The sequence below is a fragment of the SAR202 cluster bacterium genome, from assembly GCA_016872355.1.
In the GTDB taxonomy this organism is placed as follows: domain Bacteria; phylum Chloroflexota; class Dehalococcoidia; order Lucifugimonadales; family VGZY01; genus VGZY01.
This window is the reverse complement of record VGZY01000010.1, coordinates 25763-38469: the sequence shown is the minus strand read 5'-3', so window position 1 is coordinate 38469 and position 12707 is coordinate 25763. Positions and strand designations below refer to the sequence as shown.

The window sequence follows — 12707 nt, the reverse complement described above, 5'->3', positions numbered from 1 at the left end:
CTCGGCCTCTTGCTTCCCCGCGCACCCATAGGATTGCCCTGCGTCTCCTGGCTCTCGCCCCCATTGTCATCCTATCGATCGTTGTGCTTGTGTTCCGCAACGACCTGGACCGCATAAGCGGACTGGGGTATTTCGGTGTATTCGTCGTAAATATGGTGGCCAGCGGCACCTTCTTTCTGCCTGTGCCGGGCCTCGCAGCCGCGTTCGCCGCCGGGGGGATCTGGAACCCAATAGCTGTCGGCCTGGCAGGCGCACTTGGCTCCACGATCGGTGAGCTGTCCGGATACCTGGCCGGGGCAAGCTCGCAATCTGCTATCGGTTCTCGGCTGCGGCAGAGTCGCTGGTACAACAAGCTGCAGGGGTGGATCGAGAGAAGCGGAACGCTGACCCTGTTCATATTTGCCGCAGTGCCGAACCCGTTGTTCGACGTTGCGGGTTTCATCGCGGGGTCTTTGAAGTACCACGTTGGGCGTTTCCTATTTGCGTGCGGCGCCGGCAAGGCGATCAAGTACGTTGTCGTTGCGCTTGCCGGTTACTGGGGCGCGGACGTGGTACTTGGATGGTTCAGTTAACTGTTCCGACGGTCAGCTTGCGGTCGTCTGAAGAGGCAGGTATTCCTGATATGGGCAGGCGCGCCTCCACTCTCGTCCCAGCCCCTCCGGCGCTTTCGGTCCGGCACTCGCCGCCGGCAACCTGGGCGTAGTCGTTCATGATGCCCATTCCTGCACCGCTGTCGCCAGCGCCGGGCTGGAACCCCTTGCCATCGTCACGTATTGTCAGCACCAGAACATCGTCCGGAGCCAGAGCCAGGCCTAGCCAGACCTGTTTCGCCTCGGCGTGTTTAATGGTATTGGAAAGCGCCTCCTCCGCGATGCGGAACGCTGCGAGTCGCACCTTCTCCGGAATGTACGAGCTGTCCTGGCGCTCCCGCTGCTTGATCACAGGGTCTATTTCCACATCCACTGCGATTGCCAGCTGCGCGTGGTCCGCTAGCGATAACAGGGCGGGTGTGAGCCCGCGCCGCAGAATAGAAGGGTACAACTGCCGGCTTACCTCTCGGACCTCATTCTCGATCACATCGCTGAGGCTGCTCTTTAGCTCCCTTAATCCCGCGTCAACGTCCTCCCTGGACCCTGCCTGGCCCAGCTCCGATAGCCTGTGCATGAGCAGGATAAGGCGGTTCTGCACCGATCCGTGGACGTGGCTGGCGATGTCGCGGCGGAGCGCTTCCGAAACCTCCACGACACGCTCTCTTGAGCGCCGCAGCTCGTCCTCAATTTGCCTGCGTTCCTCTATTTGCGCCAGGAGCCTAGCATTGACGTCATTCACCTCGCGATTGCGGTCTTCCAGCTTGGCGGTATTGGCGCTAATTGTTGCCGCCATGACGTCAAACGCGGCCGCCAGGTCGCCTATCTCGTCATTGCGTCGCGTTCGAGGGGGAATGTTGAAGCTGCCCTCGGAGACCTGTCTCGTATCCATGGCGAGGCGTTTGATCGGGGCCTCGAAGTATTTGGCAAAAAGGAAGGAAATACCTGACCCGATGGCGATGAGGACCAGGGACTGCACCACCGCATCGCGCTTGATGGCCGCTATCTCGGCGTCGAGGTCGGCGGTGGAGAACCCAATCTCGATACCGCCGATCGTCTGGTCCTGGGACTTGATTGGGGCGACGAAGTAGAAGGTGTCCCCTTCCCTGTGGCTGAAGACTTCGGAGCGCGTGATTGCTCGCTGTACCTGGTCAACCGGCACCGTGTTAACCGTGTCGTCAGGTTGGGGGCCGGCGGAGAGCACTCTGCCATCCGGGCCGAATATGGTCATTGCCTCAATGCCCGGTAGGCTGCTGATGAAGTCAGTCAGTCCCTTGATCGCTTCCGGGTTCATGAAGACCAGCGGTATTGCAGCGATCTTGCCGACCACATCGGTAATGCCGTGGCCGGCCGCCACCTGCTGCCTTGCGAAGTCCTCTGTGTGACGGCGAACGTCCAGGAAGGTCGTGATGGCCATCAACGTGGTGATGATGACGATCATTGCCGTGGTAAGCACAACGGCAATTCCCGGCCTGAACCGTCGCCTGCTAAAGGAAAAGCGCAATTGCCATCCCTGGTGTCATGTGAGGCCGGTACGCCTCACTATGAAAGATCTTATGCAAGAAGCATAGGACTCGCAATGACGCCTGTATACCGTGCCATCCCGATGGTAGACGATTATGCTTCCCGAATGGGTGGAGGTCGACTCGTGCGAAAATCTTACGGTTGCCTGCCGGTTTTGAAGGAATATCGAAGGAAGAGGTGGTCTTCCGCCCGTTTGACGGAAAGGAGATTGCCCCACACCGGGGCATTGGGGGCCAGAAGCCTGCCGGAGACCAGTCCGGGCCTGTCTATAGAGCCGTCTCGGCCCGCCACCTGTGGAGATAGCGTCAGGAATAGCTCATCCAGCCGGCTCTCGCCGAAGAATGCGCCCATAAGCTGCGGGCCGCCTTCGACGAGCGCCAATTCCGGTGCAATCTGATCCTGTACGGCCGAAAGGATGGCGGCGGCCGTCGCTTGTTCGCCCGGGACCGCAACTACGCGAATGTGGCTGAGGAGAGCTACATCTGAGAGCTTGTCCGCTCCCGTGCTGGTGGTTACGATCAGTACGGGCGCCTCACCGGACGCGAAGACCGGCAGGCCCAGGTCCAGCGACCCGGTGGCCGAGACTATCACGTTAAGAGGCGGCCCGGACTTTCCCATCGCCTTCCGGAGCCTGTCGTACTCGGAGGCAAGCGGCGGAAAGATATGGCCGGGTGTCCAAACGTGCCGGGGCACGGACCTGAGCGTTCCCGCTCCGACCACGACTGCGTCCGATATGGCCCGCAGGATGCCCATAACGGCGCGGTCATGCTTGTTCGAGCCGCTGATCGGCCCGCCGCCAGTCTTCCCGGGGGTGTTCAGCGCGGTCACGCCGTCCAGCGTGGTCACGAAGTTGCCGATGACGGCGGGCCCTGTCGACGGCGGCGTGTACTCTAGCTTTCCATACAGGCGCATTAGCGCCTCGGCCATGGGTACCGGCACACCTTGTTCGAAGGGCGCTTCGAATAGCGTCTCAAGAGGAGTTAGCGATAGCCCGTCTGTCATCCAAGCTCCTGCGGTCCCTGCAGCGGTTACGTCTAAGCCTTCTACCGACGAAAATATAAAAGCCCCCGTGAGGGGGCCGTACAGGTTTCCGGTGGTAGCGCGTACGGGATTCGAACCCGTGGTCTTCGCCTTGAGAGGGCGATGTCCTTGGCCGCTAGACGAACGCGCCGGAAGAAGGTTGGCCCCAACCTCGTTATCCTCTCCCTCTGGGAGAGAATGTCGCGTCTTCGCGACAGGTGAGGGCTCGTAAGGGCTTCTTGGCTGGGGATCGAGGATTCGAACCTCGGCTCACAGATCCAGAGTCTGTTGTCCTACCACTAGACGAATCCCCAGCGCGGTAGAAACCGTGCCCATCTCAAATGGGGCTTTCTCATTCTATCAGCCGCCCTATTCTGAATCAAGCTGTGTGAGCCCTCTGGCCCACCTCTCCATAGCTGCCCTGGCCGCCGAATACGGGTCCACTGCGCCGGACGCAATCTCGTCAAGTCCCATGGCCCCGCCTACTGCTCCTGCCGTAATCTCAGTCAACCTTGCTTCTATGGCGTCCCGAAGAGCGTCCTTGAACTCCTGGACGCTGCGCGATTCCCTGCGACGGGCGAGGTTGCCTGTCCGCTCGGACTCTCGGCGGTGCTCCTCTACGGCGTCCCTCAGCTCCTGAACGCCCTGCCCCGTGTGGGCCTGTGTAAGGATGATCGGCGGAGTCCACCATCCCGGCGCCCGGCCGAGACGCGTCTCCGCCTTGATCGCAGCAGCAAGCTGCCCCGCTCCCTCCCGGTCCGCCTTGTTGACCACGTAGATGTCCGCAATCTCCATGATGCCGGCCTTGAGGGCCTGGATAGCGTCGCCTGCCTCAGGCACAAGCACCACCACAACTGTATCGGCGACGTTGCGGATGTCAAGGTCCGTCTGGCCGACCCCGACCGATTCGACGACGATCAGTCCTGCTCCAAACGCGTCCAGGAGCCGCAGTCCCGCGCGGGTGGCGCGCGAGAGACCGCCGTGGGCGCCGTGGGTCGCCAGGCTGCGGATGAAGACGCGATCGTCCAGGTAGTGGCGTGACATGCGGACGCGGTCACCGAGGAGCGCGCCTCCGCCGAATGGGCTACTGGGGTCCACAGCGATGACGCCGACGGTCTGCCCGTCCTTGCGCGCACCTTCGATGAGAGAGTCGGTGAGAGTGCTTTTCCCCGCGCCCGGAGGGCCGGTGATGCCGACGGTGTAGGCGCGGCCGGTCCGTTCGTGGACCGCCTGCATCAGGGCCGGGACTTCGTCCGGGCGGCGCTCGATGAGGGTGAACAGCCGCGCGAGGGCCGCGCGGTCGCCGGTCAGCATCCGCTGGACCAGGTCCGGCCGCACCCTACCCCAGCGCCTTCATCAGGTTCGCCATCTCAATTGCAGCAAGCGCTGCGCTGTAGCCGTTATTCCCGCTCTTCCCGCCGGCCCGGTTTATGGCCTGGTCCACGGTGTCGGTTGTCAGGACGCCGAATATAACCGGGACGCCGGTGGAGACGCCGGCGGAGGCAATTCCCTTCGCGGCCTCTCCGGCGACATAATCGAAGTGGCTCGTCTCGCCCTTGATGACGGCGCCAAGGCAAATGACGGCGTCGTACTTGCCGGAGCCGGCCATCTTCTTGGCGACGACGGGAAGCTCGAATGAGCCGGGCACCCAGGCAACGGTTACGTCGTCCAGGCTGGCGCCGTGGCGCGTGAGGCCTGCTTTTGCACCGTCCAGGAGCTTCGACGTGATGAAGTCGTTGAACCGGGCGACGACGATGCCGATTTTGAGGCCGTTTCCCTGGAGGCTCCCCTGCAATTCAGTTGTCACTTTCCGGACTCCTCTGCAAGTTTTTGTTCGCCGTAGGTGTGGCCCATCCGCTTTCGCTTTGTCTCAAGGTACCGAATGTTTGCCTTGTTCGGGTGACCGACGATGGGAACGACCTCGACGATCTCCAGTCCGAAGCTCTTGAGGCCCACAACCTTGCGTGGGTTGTTAGTGAGGAGGCGCATCTTGCCCACCCCGAGGTCGCGCAGTATCTGCGCGCCAATGCCGTAGTGGCGCACGTCCGGCGCGAAGCCGAGGTGTATGTTCGCGTCCACCGTATCCAGCCCGTCTTCCTGCAGCAGGTAGGCTTTGATCTTGTTGTGAATGCCGATCCCCCTGCCCTCCTGGCGCATGTACAGCAGGACGCCCTTGCCCTCGCTCGCAATGGCCTGCCGCGACATCGCCAGCTGCTCGCCACAATCGCACCGAATGCTGCCCAGCGCGTCGCCGGTGAGACATTCGCTGTGAACGCGGACCAGCGTGGGCTCTTCGGGCGTTATGTTGCCCATGACGAGCGCTATGTGGTCGTCCTTGTCCACGACGCTACGATAGGAGACCACATCGAACTCGCCGTCCTGCGTCGGCAGGTGGGCGTGGGCTACGCGCTCGACAAGCTTCTCGTGCTCGCGGCGATAGGTGATGATGTCGGAAACGCTAACTATGCAGATCTTGTGTTTCCTGGCGAACTCCAGCAGCTCAGGCATCCTCGCCATTGTCCCGTCGGGGGACATGATTTCGCATAGGACGGCCGCAGGGTACAGCCCCGCGAGCCTGGCCAGGTCTACGGTAGCCTCGGTGTGGCCGGTCCGCACCAGCACTCCGCCGTCGGCGTAGCGCAGCGGGAAGATGTGGCCTGGGCGGCCAAGGTCCTCAGGCCGCGTCGCAGGGTCTACTAGCGCCTTGATTGTCGCCGCGCGGTCTGCGGCGGATATGCCGGTAGTCGCGCCCTTGAGCACGTCTACCGATACCGTGAACGCCGTCGTCATCCGGGCCGTGTTGTCCTGCACCATCATCGGGAGCCGCAGCTCCTGCAGGCGCTGGGATGTCATCGGCACGCATATGAGGCCTCGCGCGTGAGTCGCCATAAAGTTCACGATCTCGGGCGTGACCTTCTCGGCGGCGACGCACAGGTCGCCTTCGTTTTCGCGGTCGGCGTCATCGACGATGATGACCATTTTCCCCGCGCGGGTGTCTGCTATTGCCTGTTCGACTGTGTCTGTAGCCACGGCGCTGCCAACTTTTCTACGTACTTTGCCAGGATATCTACTTCCAGATTGACCCTGTCGCCGGGTTTGCGGCTTCCGACAACCGTGTGCGATCGGGTATAGGGAATAATCGTAACGGTGAAGTATCCGGGATGACATTTTACGACCGTGAGGCTCGTCCCGTCCACCGCTATGAAGCCCTTCTCCACGATGTAGCGCAGCAAGTCCGGCCCCGCAGCAATCGCAACCATTATCGCATCATTCTCCGGCTCAATGGAGAGCACGGCCCCTGTCCCGTCCACATGGCCCTGGACTATGTGGCCGTCTAGCCGGCCGTTGGCGAGAACGGGTCGTTCAAGGTTCACCGGGCTGCCGGGACGCAAGTCTCCCAGGTTTGTGCGCCGTACCGTTTCGGGAACAATGTCGACCGTGAACTCCCCATCCTTGAGTCCCGTCACAGTGAGACACACGCCGTTCACGCAAATGCTGGCGCCGTTAACCAGCCCGTCAACCGTCACTGCGCCCCTGACCGTGAGTCCACCCGGTCGTGTGCCGGTCACGACTCCAACCTCATCCACAATGCCCGTGAACATGCTAGCCCTCTTTCGTGTAACCGGAAATCATTGTATCCGGGCCGAGCCGGACATGTTTCACCCGTGTGAGCTTCAAGACGTCCGCCATGCGCTCCGCGCCTGCGCCGCCGACCGGGGACAATGCCGCTTTCCCCCCGATTATCACAGGCGCGAGGAATGCGACGACCTTGTCCACAAGGCGGAGATCAAAGAGCGACCCCGTAATCTCCCCGCCTGCCTCTACGAGCACGCTTGTGACCTTGCTTTCCATGGCCAGGTAGCTGAGCAGCGCCGACAGGTCTACCCTGCCCTTATCGTCCTTCAACTCGATGATGTCCGTGCCCTTATCTGCCATTGCATATCGCAGGCTGTCAGATGAATCGGCCACGGCTACAAGCGTTTTGCCTGGCTGGGCCAGGAGCTTCGCAGTCGGCGGCAAGCGGCCGCGAGAGTCTACGACCACCCTCAGCGGCTGCCTGCCCCGAGGGCGGCCAGAGATGTAGCGGGCTGTGAGCTGCGGGTCGTCGGCCAGGACGGTGTTGATGCCTACCAGTATCGCATCGCTGTGCGCCCTCAGCGCGTGGACGTGCCGCCGGGCTGCCTCGCCGGTGATCCACCGGGAGTCGCCTGCTGAAGTGGCTATTCTGCCGTCCAGGCTCATAGCGAACTTAACGGTTACAAAGGGCATGCCGGTAGTGATGTACTTGAAGAATGCCTCCATCACCTCTCGCGCCTCGCCTGAGCGCTCCCCGACGAGTGTCTCGATGCCACCGTCATTGAGGCGCTGCATGCCCTTCCCAGCCACAATTGGGTTGGGGTCGATGACGGCCGCGTGGACCTCAGAAATGCCGGCCCGGACTATGGCGTCGGCGCAGGGCGGGGTCCGGCCGAAGTGGCTGCACGGTTCAAGAGTGGAGAAAAGGACAGCGCCTTTTGCCAACCCGCCTGCCTGCTTTAGGGCGACGATTTCGGCGTGGTCCCCGCCGGGAGGCTGGGTAAAGCCTTCCCCGACTATCGTGCCGCCTTTCACGATCACCGCGCCCACGGCAGGATTGGGGCTGACCGTTCCAAGTGCGCGGCGAGAAAGGGCTATGGCCCGGCGCATGTAGTCCATTGGCGTCTATTTGCGGGCGTCGTTGAAGTCGCGGAAGATCCGGCTGGGCGTCGGGTCAACCTGGTTCTGGTATTTGCTCTTCAGCGCGGCCGACCCGTAAGGGTTCTCTACGGCGGTGGTGAGACGCAAGTAGGAAAGCTGGCCTATCTTCATGCCGAAGTAGAGCGTGACAGGGAGGTTGGCGACATTGCTCAGCTCGAGGGTAAGATGGCCCTTCCACCCGGGGTCAACGTAGCCTGCGGTGGAGTGTATCAGCAGCCCAATGCGGCCCAGGGAGCTCTTGCCCTCCAGCCGCGCCACCAGGTCATCCGGCACCTCGATATGCTCCAGGGTAGTTCCCAGCACGAACTCGCCGGGGTGCAGAATGAACGGCTTATCGTCCTCCGTGGGCACCATCTCCGTGAGGTCGCTCATGTCTTGCCGCACGTCGATGAAAGGCCGCCGAGAGTTCCGGAATACGAGAATGTTGCGACCCAGGTGCACGTCCACGCTGGCGGGCTGGATGCACCCCTCGCCGAGGGGGGTGACAATAATCCGGCCCTTTGCCATCTCTTCCTTGATCGTGCGGTCGCTGAGAACCATGTCCCCTCCGGCGCGTTATTTGGCTGTAGGAAGCCGGCTACCGTCGCAGCCGGACCCGTTCCCTTCCTGTAGCTGCGCAAATTCTAACAGCAGGCCATTTGCCGCGCAACGATGAAGAGAAACAACGAAGTACGGCAAAGGTAAACAAACAGTGAGAGGGCCGCATCTACCGCGGCCCCCTCACTCTGGCTAACTACCAAATACCAACTTCTAACGACCAACTGCCCACTACTGGACCCCAAACACTGCCTGGACCGTCAGCGTCAGCTCCAGCGTCCCGGTGCTGATCGGCGTCATGGGGGCCGGGGTCCCTGCCGCGGACCTTACGGCCGCATCCTCAGCGAAGTTCTGGACGAGCGGCTGGTAACCGCTGGTCTCAGTTATGTACTGCACCTTGCCGAGGGTCTGGCCGGTGATCGATGCGAAATGCGCTGCAGTCTCCTGCGCTTCCTTCACCGCCTGCTCGCGGAGCTGGTTCGTGTACTTCGAAGGGTCCTCTACCGTGAACTGGACGCCGTCGATCCTCGTGTCATTTCCGCCGCCCGTCGCGACGCTGTCGATCACATCGCCGACTTTGTCCATTGTGCGGACGTTGACGACAGCCTGGTTCTGCACGCGGTAACCGACGAGGACCTGCTTGCCGCCGACGTAGCTCTGGCGCGGGTCGGCAGGCTTTTCCTCCACCCACTGGTACTCAGGGTAGATGTTGAAGTACCGCGTCTGGATATCCGCCTCGGCAATGCCGTGGCCCTTGGCTGCCGCGATGATCGCGTTCATCGCCGTGGCCGCCTTGCTGCGCGCCTCTTCCACAGTTGCCGCGCTGGAGTCTACGCCAATGTTGATGATCGCCAGGTCAGGGTCAACCGTTACGGTCCCCTTGCCTGTCGCCCAGATGCCTGTGGGCATGCCGCTCGCTCCATACTGGTATTGCGGGTAGAACGTCGGGGTTGTATACCCGGCGCCGTGGCTGACCGGGTAAGACCCGTCCGAAGACCTGCCCGGATAGGCGCTGGTGCCGACGGTAGGGCCGTCTGGTGAGCTGACCTCTCGCGTAGCAATGTCAGTTACCGGGTTGCCTGTGGAGCCCTGTCCGATAGGTAGGCTCGGCGCAACGGCGCCAGTCTGTTCGGAAGGGGCTGCTGGGACGTTGCCCTGGCTGGAAGATACTGCCGTGGGCGTCGCTACTGCCGCCGGCGTGGACGGCGCGTTGTCGTTATCGCTGCAGGCGATGCCTGCGAGGGCCACTGAAGTCAGTGCCATACCTGCCAATAAGATCTTTACCTTGTTCACACATACCTCCTGCGGACCGGACCGAGACTGATGTCTGGTGAGATTTTCTGCCGTTCTGTAGACCGGTTCGCATATATGACGTTGCCCGTCCGGAGAAAGTTCCACGATTCGGAGGCAATTTTCACGAATGGACTAGGACTTTGGGCTGACAGGATGCAAGGAACAGAAAAAGGCGGCGCGCAGGAGATGAAGGTTTCCTGCGCGCCGCTCTTTTCTCGCTCCTAGAAGTTCCTTCGCCTGCCGGCCATGAACATATAGGCCGTGGCGCCCATCAAGGCGATTAGGGCCAGGCCGACGGCGATCTGGAGCTGCCTTAGCGGCAGCCCGAGGCCGGACCCGTCCTCCAGTGCCGGTTGCGCACCGGCGAGCTCGTCACCAGGCGCCTGCCGGCCCGTGGAAACCGGAGGCTGCGCCTCGGTCGGCCCGGTAACGGCCGTGTCCTCTGCGGCCGTGGTGAGCGGCAGTTCAGTGCTGACGCCTGCTCCGGACGCCGTGGGCGACTCCGGCGCAAACCCCGATCCGGCGGCCGGTTGGGCCGCGGAAGCGCCCGTCATCGCCTCGGATGCAGCCGTCGAATCGGGTGCGCCTGTGGTTTGAGCTGCCGACGCCGGCAGCGGGTCCGTTGAATCGAGCGTCTTGTCGTCGACCGGCGCGGATGCGGCGAAGCTCGGAGGCATCGGCGTCCCTTCAGGAGCAGCCGGGGAGATCGAGGCGATGTCCATTCCGCTTTCTGTCGGCGATGGCTCGGGCGGGGCCTCGGGGGCCGCTGCGCTGGAGCGCAGCTGCGAAGGCGAAGCGGCGGCCATTTCAGGAGACTGTATCGTCGCCGCCTCGAAGCTGTTGGGCTCGCCCGGATTGCCCGGCCCGCCCTGCAAGCCGTCTTCGGCGGGGCTCTTCGACGCCATGTCAGAGGCGAATGCGCCTGCGGCTGCCGCCGCCTCTTCCAGCTCCCCGCGCTGGACAATTGCATTGGTGGCATCGCCGACGACGAGCACCATGAATACCGCCGCGGCGCCTGCCGTCGCCAGGCCTAGCATCAGTTGCGGGACGCGCGATACCTTGACCGCCTTCGGCGCGGCCTCGAGCTTGAAGGAGCGCAGCGTTGCGATCTGCGGCAGCCCTTTGAGCAGGCCCACCGTCATCTTGAGCGAGGCAAGCTCTGCCGTGCACGCGGAACACGTGGCAAGGTGCGCCTCGACGATCGCCTTCTCGTCCTTACTTACCTGTCCGTCAGAGTAAGAGGAGAGGAGCTCGCGGAGCTTTTCGTGTTTGTTAGTCTTGAGTAATCGGAGCATTGCAACCACCTCAATGTACCTGACGGAATTGGTCAGGCAAAAGTTCCCGGTGTTGCAAAAGGACCTCCCTGACTCTCGATCTGGCGCGGCTCAGGCGCGATTTCACGGTGCCGAGCGATGCCCCCGTGGACTCGGCGGTCTCCTCATAGCTGAGGCCCTGGACGTAAATCATCACAAGCACTGTCCGCTGGTCCGGCGGCAGGGACAGTATCGCCTTCTGGATATACGCGTTCAGGTCCTTGCGCTCTGCCTGTTCCTCCGGGCCGGGGCCTTCGGTGGGAACCGCGAATCCGGGGTGCTCCATCGATTCGTCAAGCGAGTCCGCCGGGCGCCTTTTGCTGGAGCGCAGGTGATCGTAGCTGAGGTTCGAGGCGATCCTGAGGAGCCACGCCCGGAGGCTTCCGCCGCGGAAGCCTCCAAGGGCACGGTGCGCGGATATGAACGTCTCCTGCGCGATGTCCTCTGCCATGTGGCGGTCGCCGACTATCCTTGCGGAGAGGTTCAGGACGTGCGACTGGTAACGCTCAACGATGGTGTTGAATGCGGAGATATCGCCCTTGCGAGCGCCGTCCACGAGCAGCATGTCTTCTGCGCCCGGGCCTGCCGCCCCGTCGGAAGGGATATTTGAGTCGTGCTTTTGCAGGTTATCTGGAAGCGACCGTTCAGTCATCCGGGAGTGCCTGAGGCCTGGGAAAGAGTGCGTTGCGGCTGAACGCCCGGAGGCAGGTCCCGGAGTGGTCCGGCGGCCTGTGCGAACGCTCATGAGTAGCATCTCTCAGATTCGCGGCATAGTCAACCAATGGCCATATCTCATTACGGCGACTAATACCCGGGAGTGGAACGGTGCGCCGGGTGCAGCTATAATAAGGTTTAGATGCGGAGGTCCCATTGAGATCCCTACTTCGCGAGGTCTTCCAGACCTTCATTCTCGCCCTTGTTATCTTCCTCAGCCTGCGCCTGAGCATCCAGACCTACCGCGCACAGGGCCCGAGCATGCAGCCCACGCTCGTCGAGGGCGAGTACGTGATGGTGAACAAGTTCGTCTACGCGCGCGTGCAGACGCACCTTCTTTCCTGGCTAATCCCGACTATAGAGGCGAGCCAGGGCGAGACGATGTTCCCCCTTCACGCTCCCACCCGAGGCGAGGTCATAATCTTCAAGTTCCCGGAAGACCCCTCGCGGGACTTCGTAAAGCGGGTGATAGGCGTACCCGGGGACACGATTGAAGTGAAGCGAGGCACCGTATACGTCAACGGTGTGAAGCTGGACGAGCCCTATATCGTAGAACCGGATAGCACGGACATGGCGCCCATGTTCGTTACGCCCGACCACTATTTCGTGATGGGCGACAATCGCAGGGCGAGTAACGACTCCCGCGATTGGGGCCTCGTTCCGGCGGACCTGATTATAGGCAGGGCATGGTTCGTCTTCTGGCCCCTGGACAAGCTGATCTCCTTCTAGGTCGGTGCTCCCGCCCGTACCGGAGTGCGGCCTCTATTCCACAGAGTGCCTTCCCTCTATTGCAGCCCCCGTATTTCATACCTACAATGAACAGGTAGCCGTAACTTCGTGGGCCGGTAGCTCAGTTGGTAGAGCATCGGACTTTTAATCCGTTGGTCGCGGGTTCGAATCCCGCCCGGCTCACTCCCCACGAAGCGCATAAAGAAGGCCGCTCCGGGATTCTGGAGCGGCCTCTTGTTCTTGTGCGGGATCC

Annotated in this window: 13 protein-coding genes and 3 tRNA genes; 3 read left to right on the top strand and 13 right to left on the bottom strand. The window is 62.2% G+C overall.

What is annotated here, in order from left to right; all coding sequences use genetic code 11:
• Positions 1 to 89 precede the first annotated feature (89 nt).
• A complete protein-coding gene (locus tag FJ319_04025) occupies positions 90 to 572 on the top strand; it encodes a VTT domain-containing protein (protein ID MBM3933458.1) in 483 nt (160 codons plus the stop codon).
• On the opposite strand, the gene FJ319_04020 is transcribed toward FJ319_04025, so the two are convergent.
• The 13 genes from FJ319_04020 to FJ319_03960 form a co-directional block, all read right to left on the bottom strand.
• A complete protein-coding gene (locus tag FJ319_04020) occupies positions 565 to 2043 on the bottom strand; it encodes a HAMP domain-containing protein (protein MBM3933457.1) in 1479 nt (492 codons plus the stop codon). The two genes, FJ319_04025 and FJ319_04020, sit on opposite strands and share 8 nt — an antisense overlap.
• A gap of 203 nt (positions 2044 to 2246) precedes the next feature.
• Positions 2247 to 3113: a hypothetical protein gene (locus FJ319_04015; GenBank protein MBM3933456.1), complete on the bottom strand. Its 867-nt coding sequence runs from the start codon at positions 3111 to 3113 to the stop codon at positions 2247 to 2249.
• A gap of 92 nt (positions 3114 to 3205) precedes the next feature.
• Positions 3206 to 3282 (bottom strand) — tRNA-Glu (locus FJ319_04010).
• 89 nt (positions 3283 to 3371) lie between these two features.
• A tRNA-Gln gene (locus FJ319_04005) sits at positions 3372 to 3445 on the bottom strand.
• A 55-nt stretch (positions 3446 to 3500) separates the two neighbouring features.
• Positions 3501 to 4469: a methylmalonyl Co-A mutase-associated GTPase MeaB gene (gene meaB / locus FJ319_04000; GenBank protein ID MBM3933455.1), complete on the bottom strand. Its 969-nt coding sequence runs from the start codon at positions 4467 to 4469 to the stop codon at positions 3501 to 3503.
• A 1-nt stretch (position 4470) separates the two neighbouring features.
• Positions 4471 to 4938 (bottom strand): 6,7-dimethyl-8-ribityllumazine synthase, encoded by a 468-nt coding sequence (locus tag FJ319_03995; protein ID MBM3933454.1) that lies wholly within the window; start codon positions 4936 to 4938, stop codon positions 4471 to 4473.
• Positions 4935 to 6299, bottom strand: a complete 1365-nt coding sequence (locus tag FJ319_03990; protein ID MBM3933453.1) for a bifunctional 3,4-dihydroxy-2-butanone-4-phosphate synthase/GTP cyclohydrolase II — start codon at positions 6297 to 6299, stop codon at positions 4935 to 4937. The genes FJ319_03995 and FJ319_03990 overlap by 4 nt, the downstream gene beginning before the upstream one ends.
• The gene (locus FJ319_03985; protein MBM3933452.1) at positions 6131 to 6733 is read right to left on the bottom strand and encodes a riboflavin synthase; all 603 of its coding nucleotides are present in this window, start codon (positions 6731 to 6733) and stop codon (positions 6131 to 6133) included. Before FJ319_03985 ends, FJ319_03990 begins: the two co-directional genes overlap by 169 nt.
• Position 6734: 1 nt before the next feature.
• Positions 6735 to 7826 (bottom strand): bifunctional diaminohydroxyphosphoribosylaminopyrimidine deaminase/5-amino-6-(5-phosphoribosylamino)uracil reductase RibD, encoded by a 1092-nt coding sequence (gene ribD, locus FJ319_03980; GenBank protein ID MBM3933451.1) that lies wholly within the window; start codon positions 7824 to 7826, stop codon positions 6735 to 6737.
• Between the two features lie 6 nt (positions 7827 to 7832).
• Positions 7833 to 8408 carry a dCTP deaminase gene (locus FJ319_03975; GenBank protein ID MBM3933450.1) on the bottom strand — a complete coding sequence of 192 codons (576 nt, stop codon included), beginning with the start codon at positions 8406 to 8408 and terminating at the stop codon, positions 7833 to 7835.
• Between the two features lie 228 nt (positions 8409 to 8636).
• The gene (locus FJ319_03970; protein MBM3933449.1) at positions 8637 to 9698 is read right to left on the bottom strand and encodes a DUF541 domain-containing protein; all 1062 of its coding nucleotides are present in this window, start codon (positions 9696 to 9698) and stop codon (positions 8637 to 8639) included.
• Positions 9699 to 9919: 221 nt separating this feature from the next.
• The gene (locus FJ319_03965) at positions 9920 to 10993 is read right to left on the bottom strand and encodes a hypothetical protein (GenBank protein ID MBM3933448.1); all 1074 of its coding nucleotides are present in this window, start codon (positions 10991 to 10993) and stop codon (positions 9920 to 9922) included.
• Between the two features lie 10 nt (positions 10994 to 11003).
• A complete protein-coding gene (locus tag FJ319_03960; protein ID MBM3933447.1) occupies positions 11004 to 11663 on the bottom strand; it encodes a sigma-70 family RNA polymerase sigma factor in 660 nt (219 codons plus the stop codon).
• A gap of 218 nt (positions 11664 to 11881) precedes the next feature.
• Between FJ319_03960 and lepB the strand changes: the two genes are divergently transcribed.
• Both lepB and FJ319_03950 read left to right on the top strand, forming a co-directional pair.
• The gene (lepB, locus tag FJ319_03955; protein ID MBM3933446.1) at positions 11882 to 12454 is read left to right on the top strand and encodes a signal peptidase I; all 573 of its coding nucleotides are present in this window, start codon (positions 11882 to 11884) and stop codon (positions 12452 to 12454) included.
• 110 nt (positions 12455 to 12564) lie between these two features.
• Positions 12565 to 12637, top strand: a tRNA-Lys gene (locus FJ319_03950).
• Positions 12638 to 12707: the final 70 nt, after the last annotated feature.

Bases quoted from the DNA above. Each gene is read 5' to 3' on its own strand.
- FJ319_04015 (MBM3933456.1), bottom strand. From the start codon at position 3,113: ATGACAGACGGGCTATCGCTAACTCCTCTTGAGACGCTATTCGAAGCG.
- FJ319_03990 (MBM3933453.1), bottom strand. From the start codon at position 6,299: ATGTCATCCCGGATACTTCACCGTTACGATTATTCCCTATACCCGATC.
- FJ319_03985 (MBM3933452.1), bottom strand. From the start codon at position 6,733: ATGTTCACGGGCATTGTGGATGAGGTTGGAGTCGTGACCGGCACACGA.
- ribD (MBM3933451.1), bottom strand. From the start codon at position 7,826: ATGGACTACATGCGCCGGGCCATAGCCCTTTCTCGCCGCGCACTTGGA.
- FJ319_03975 (MBM3933450.1), bottom strand. From the start codon at position 8,408: ATGGTTCTCAGCGACCGCACGATCAAGGAAGAGATGGCAAAGGGCCGG.
- FJ319_03965 (MBM3933448.1), bottom strand. From the start codon at position 10,993: ATGCTCCGATTACTCAAGACTAACAAACACGAAAAGCTCCGCGAGCTC.
- FJ319_03960 (MBM3933447.1), bottom strand. From the start codon at position 11,663: ATGACTGAACGGTCGCTTCCAGATAACCTGCAAAAGCACGACTCAAAT.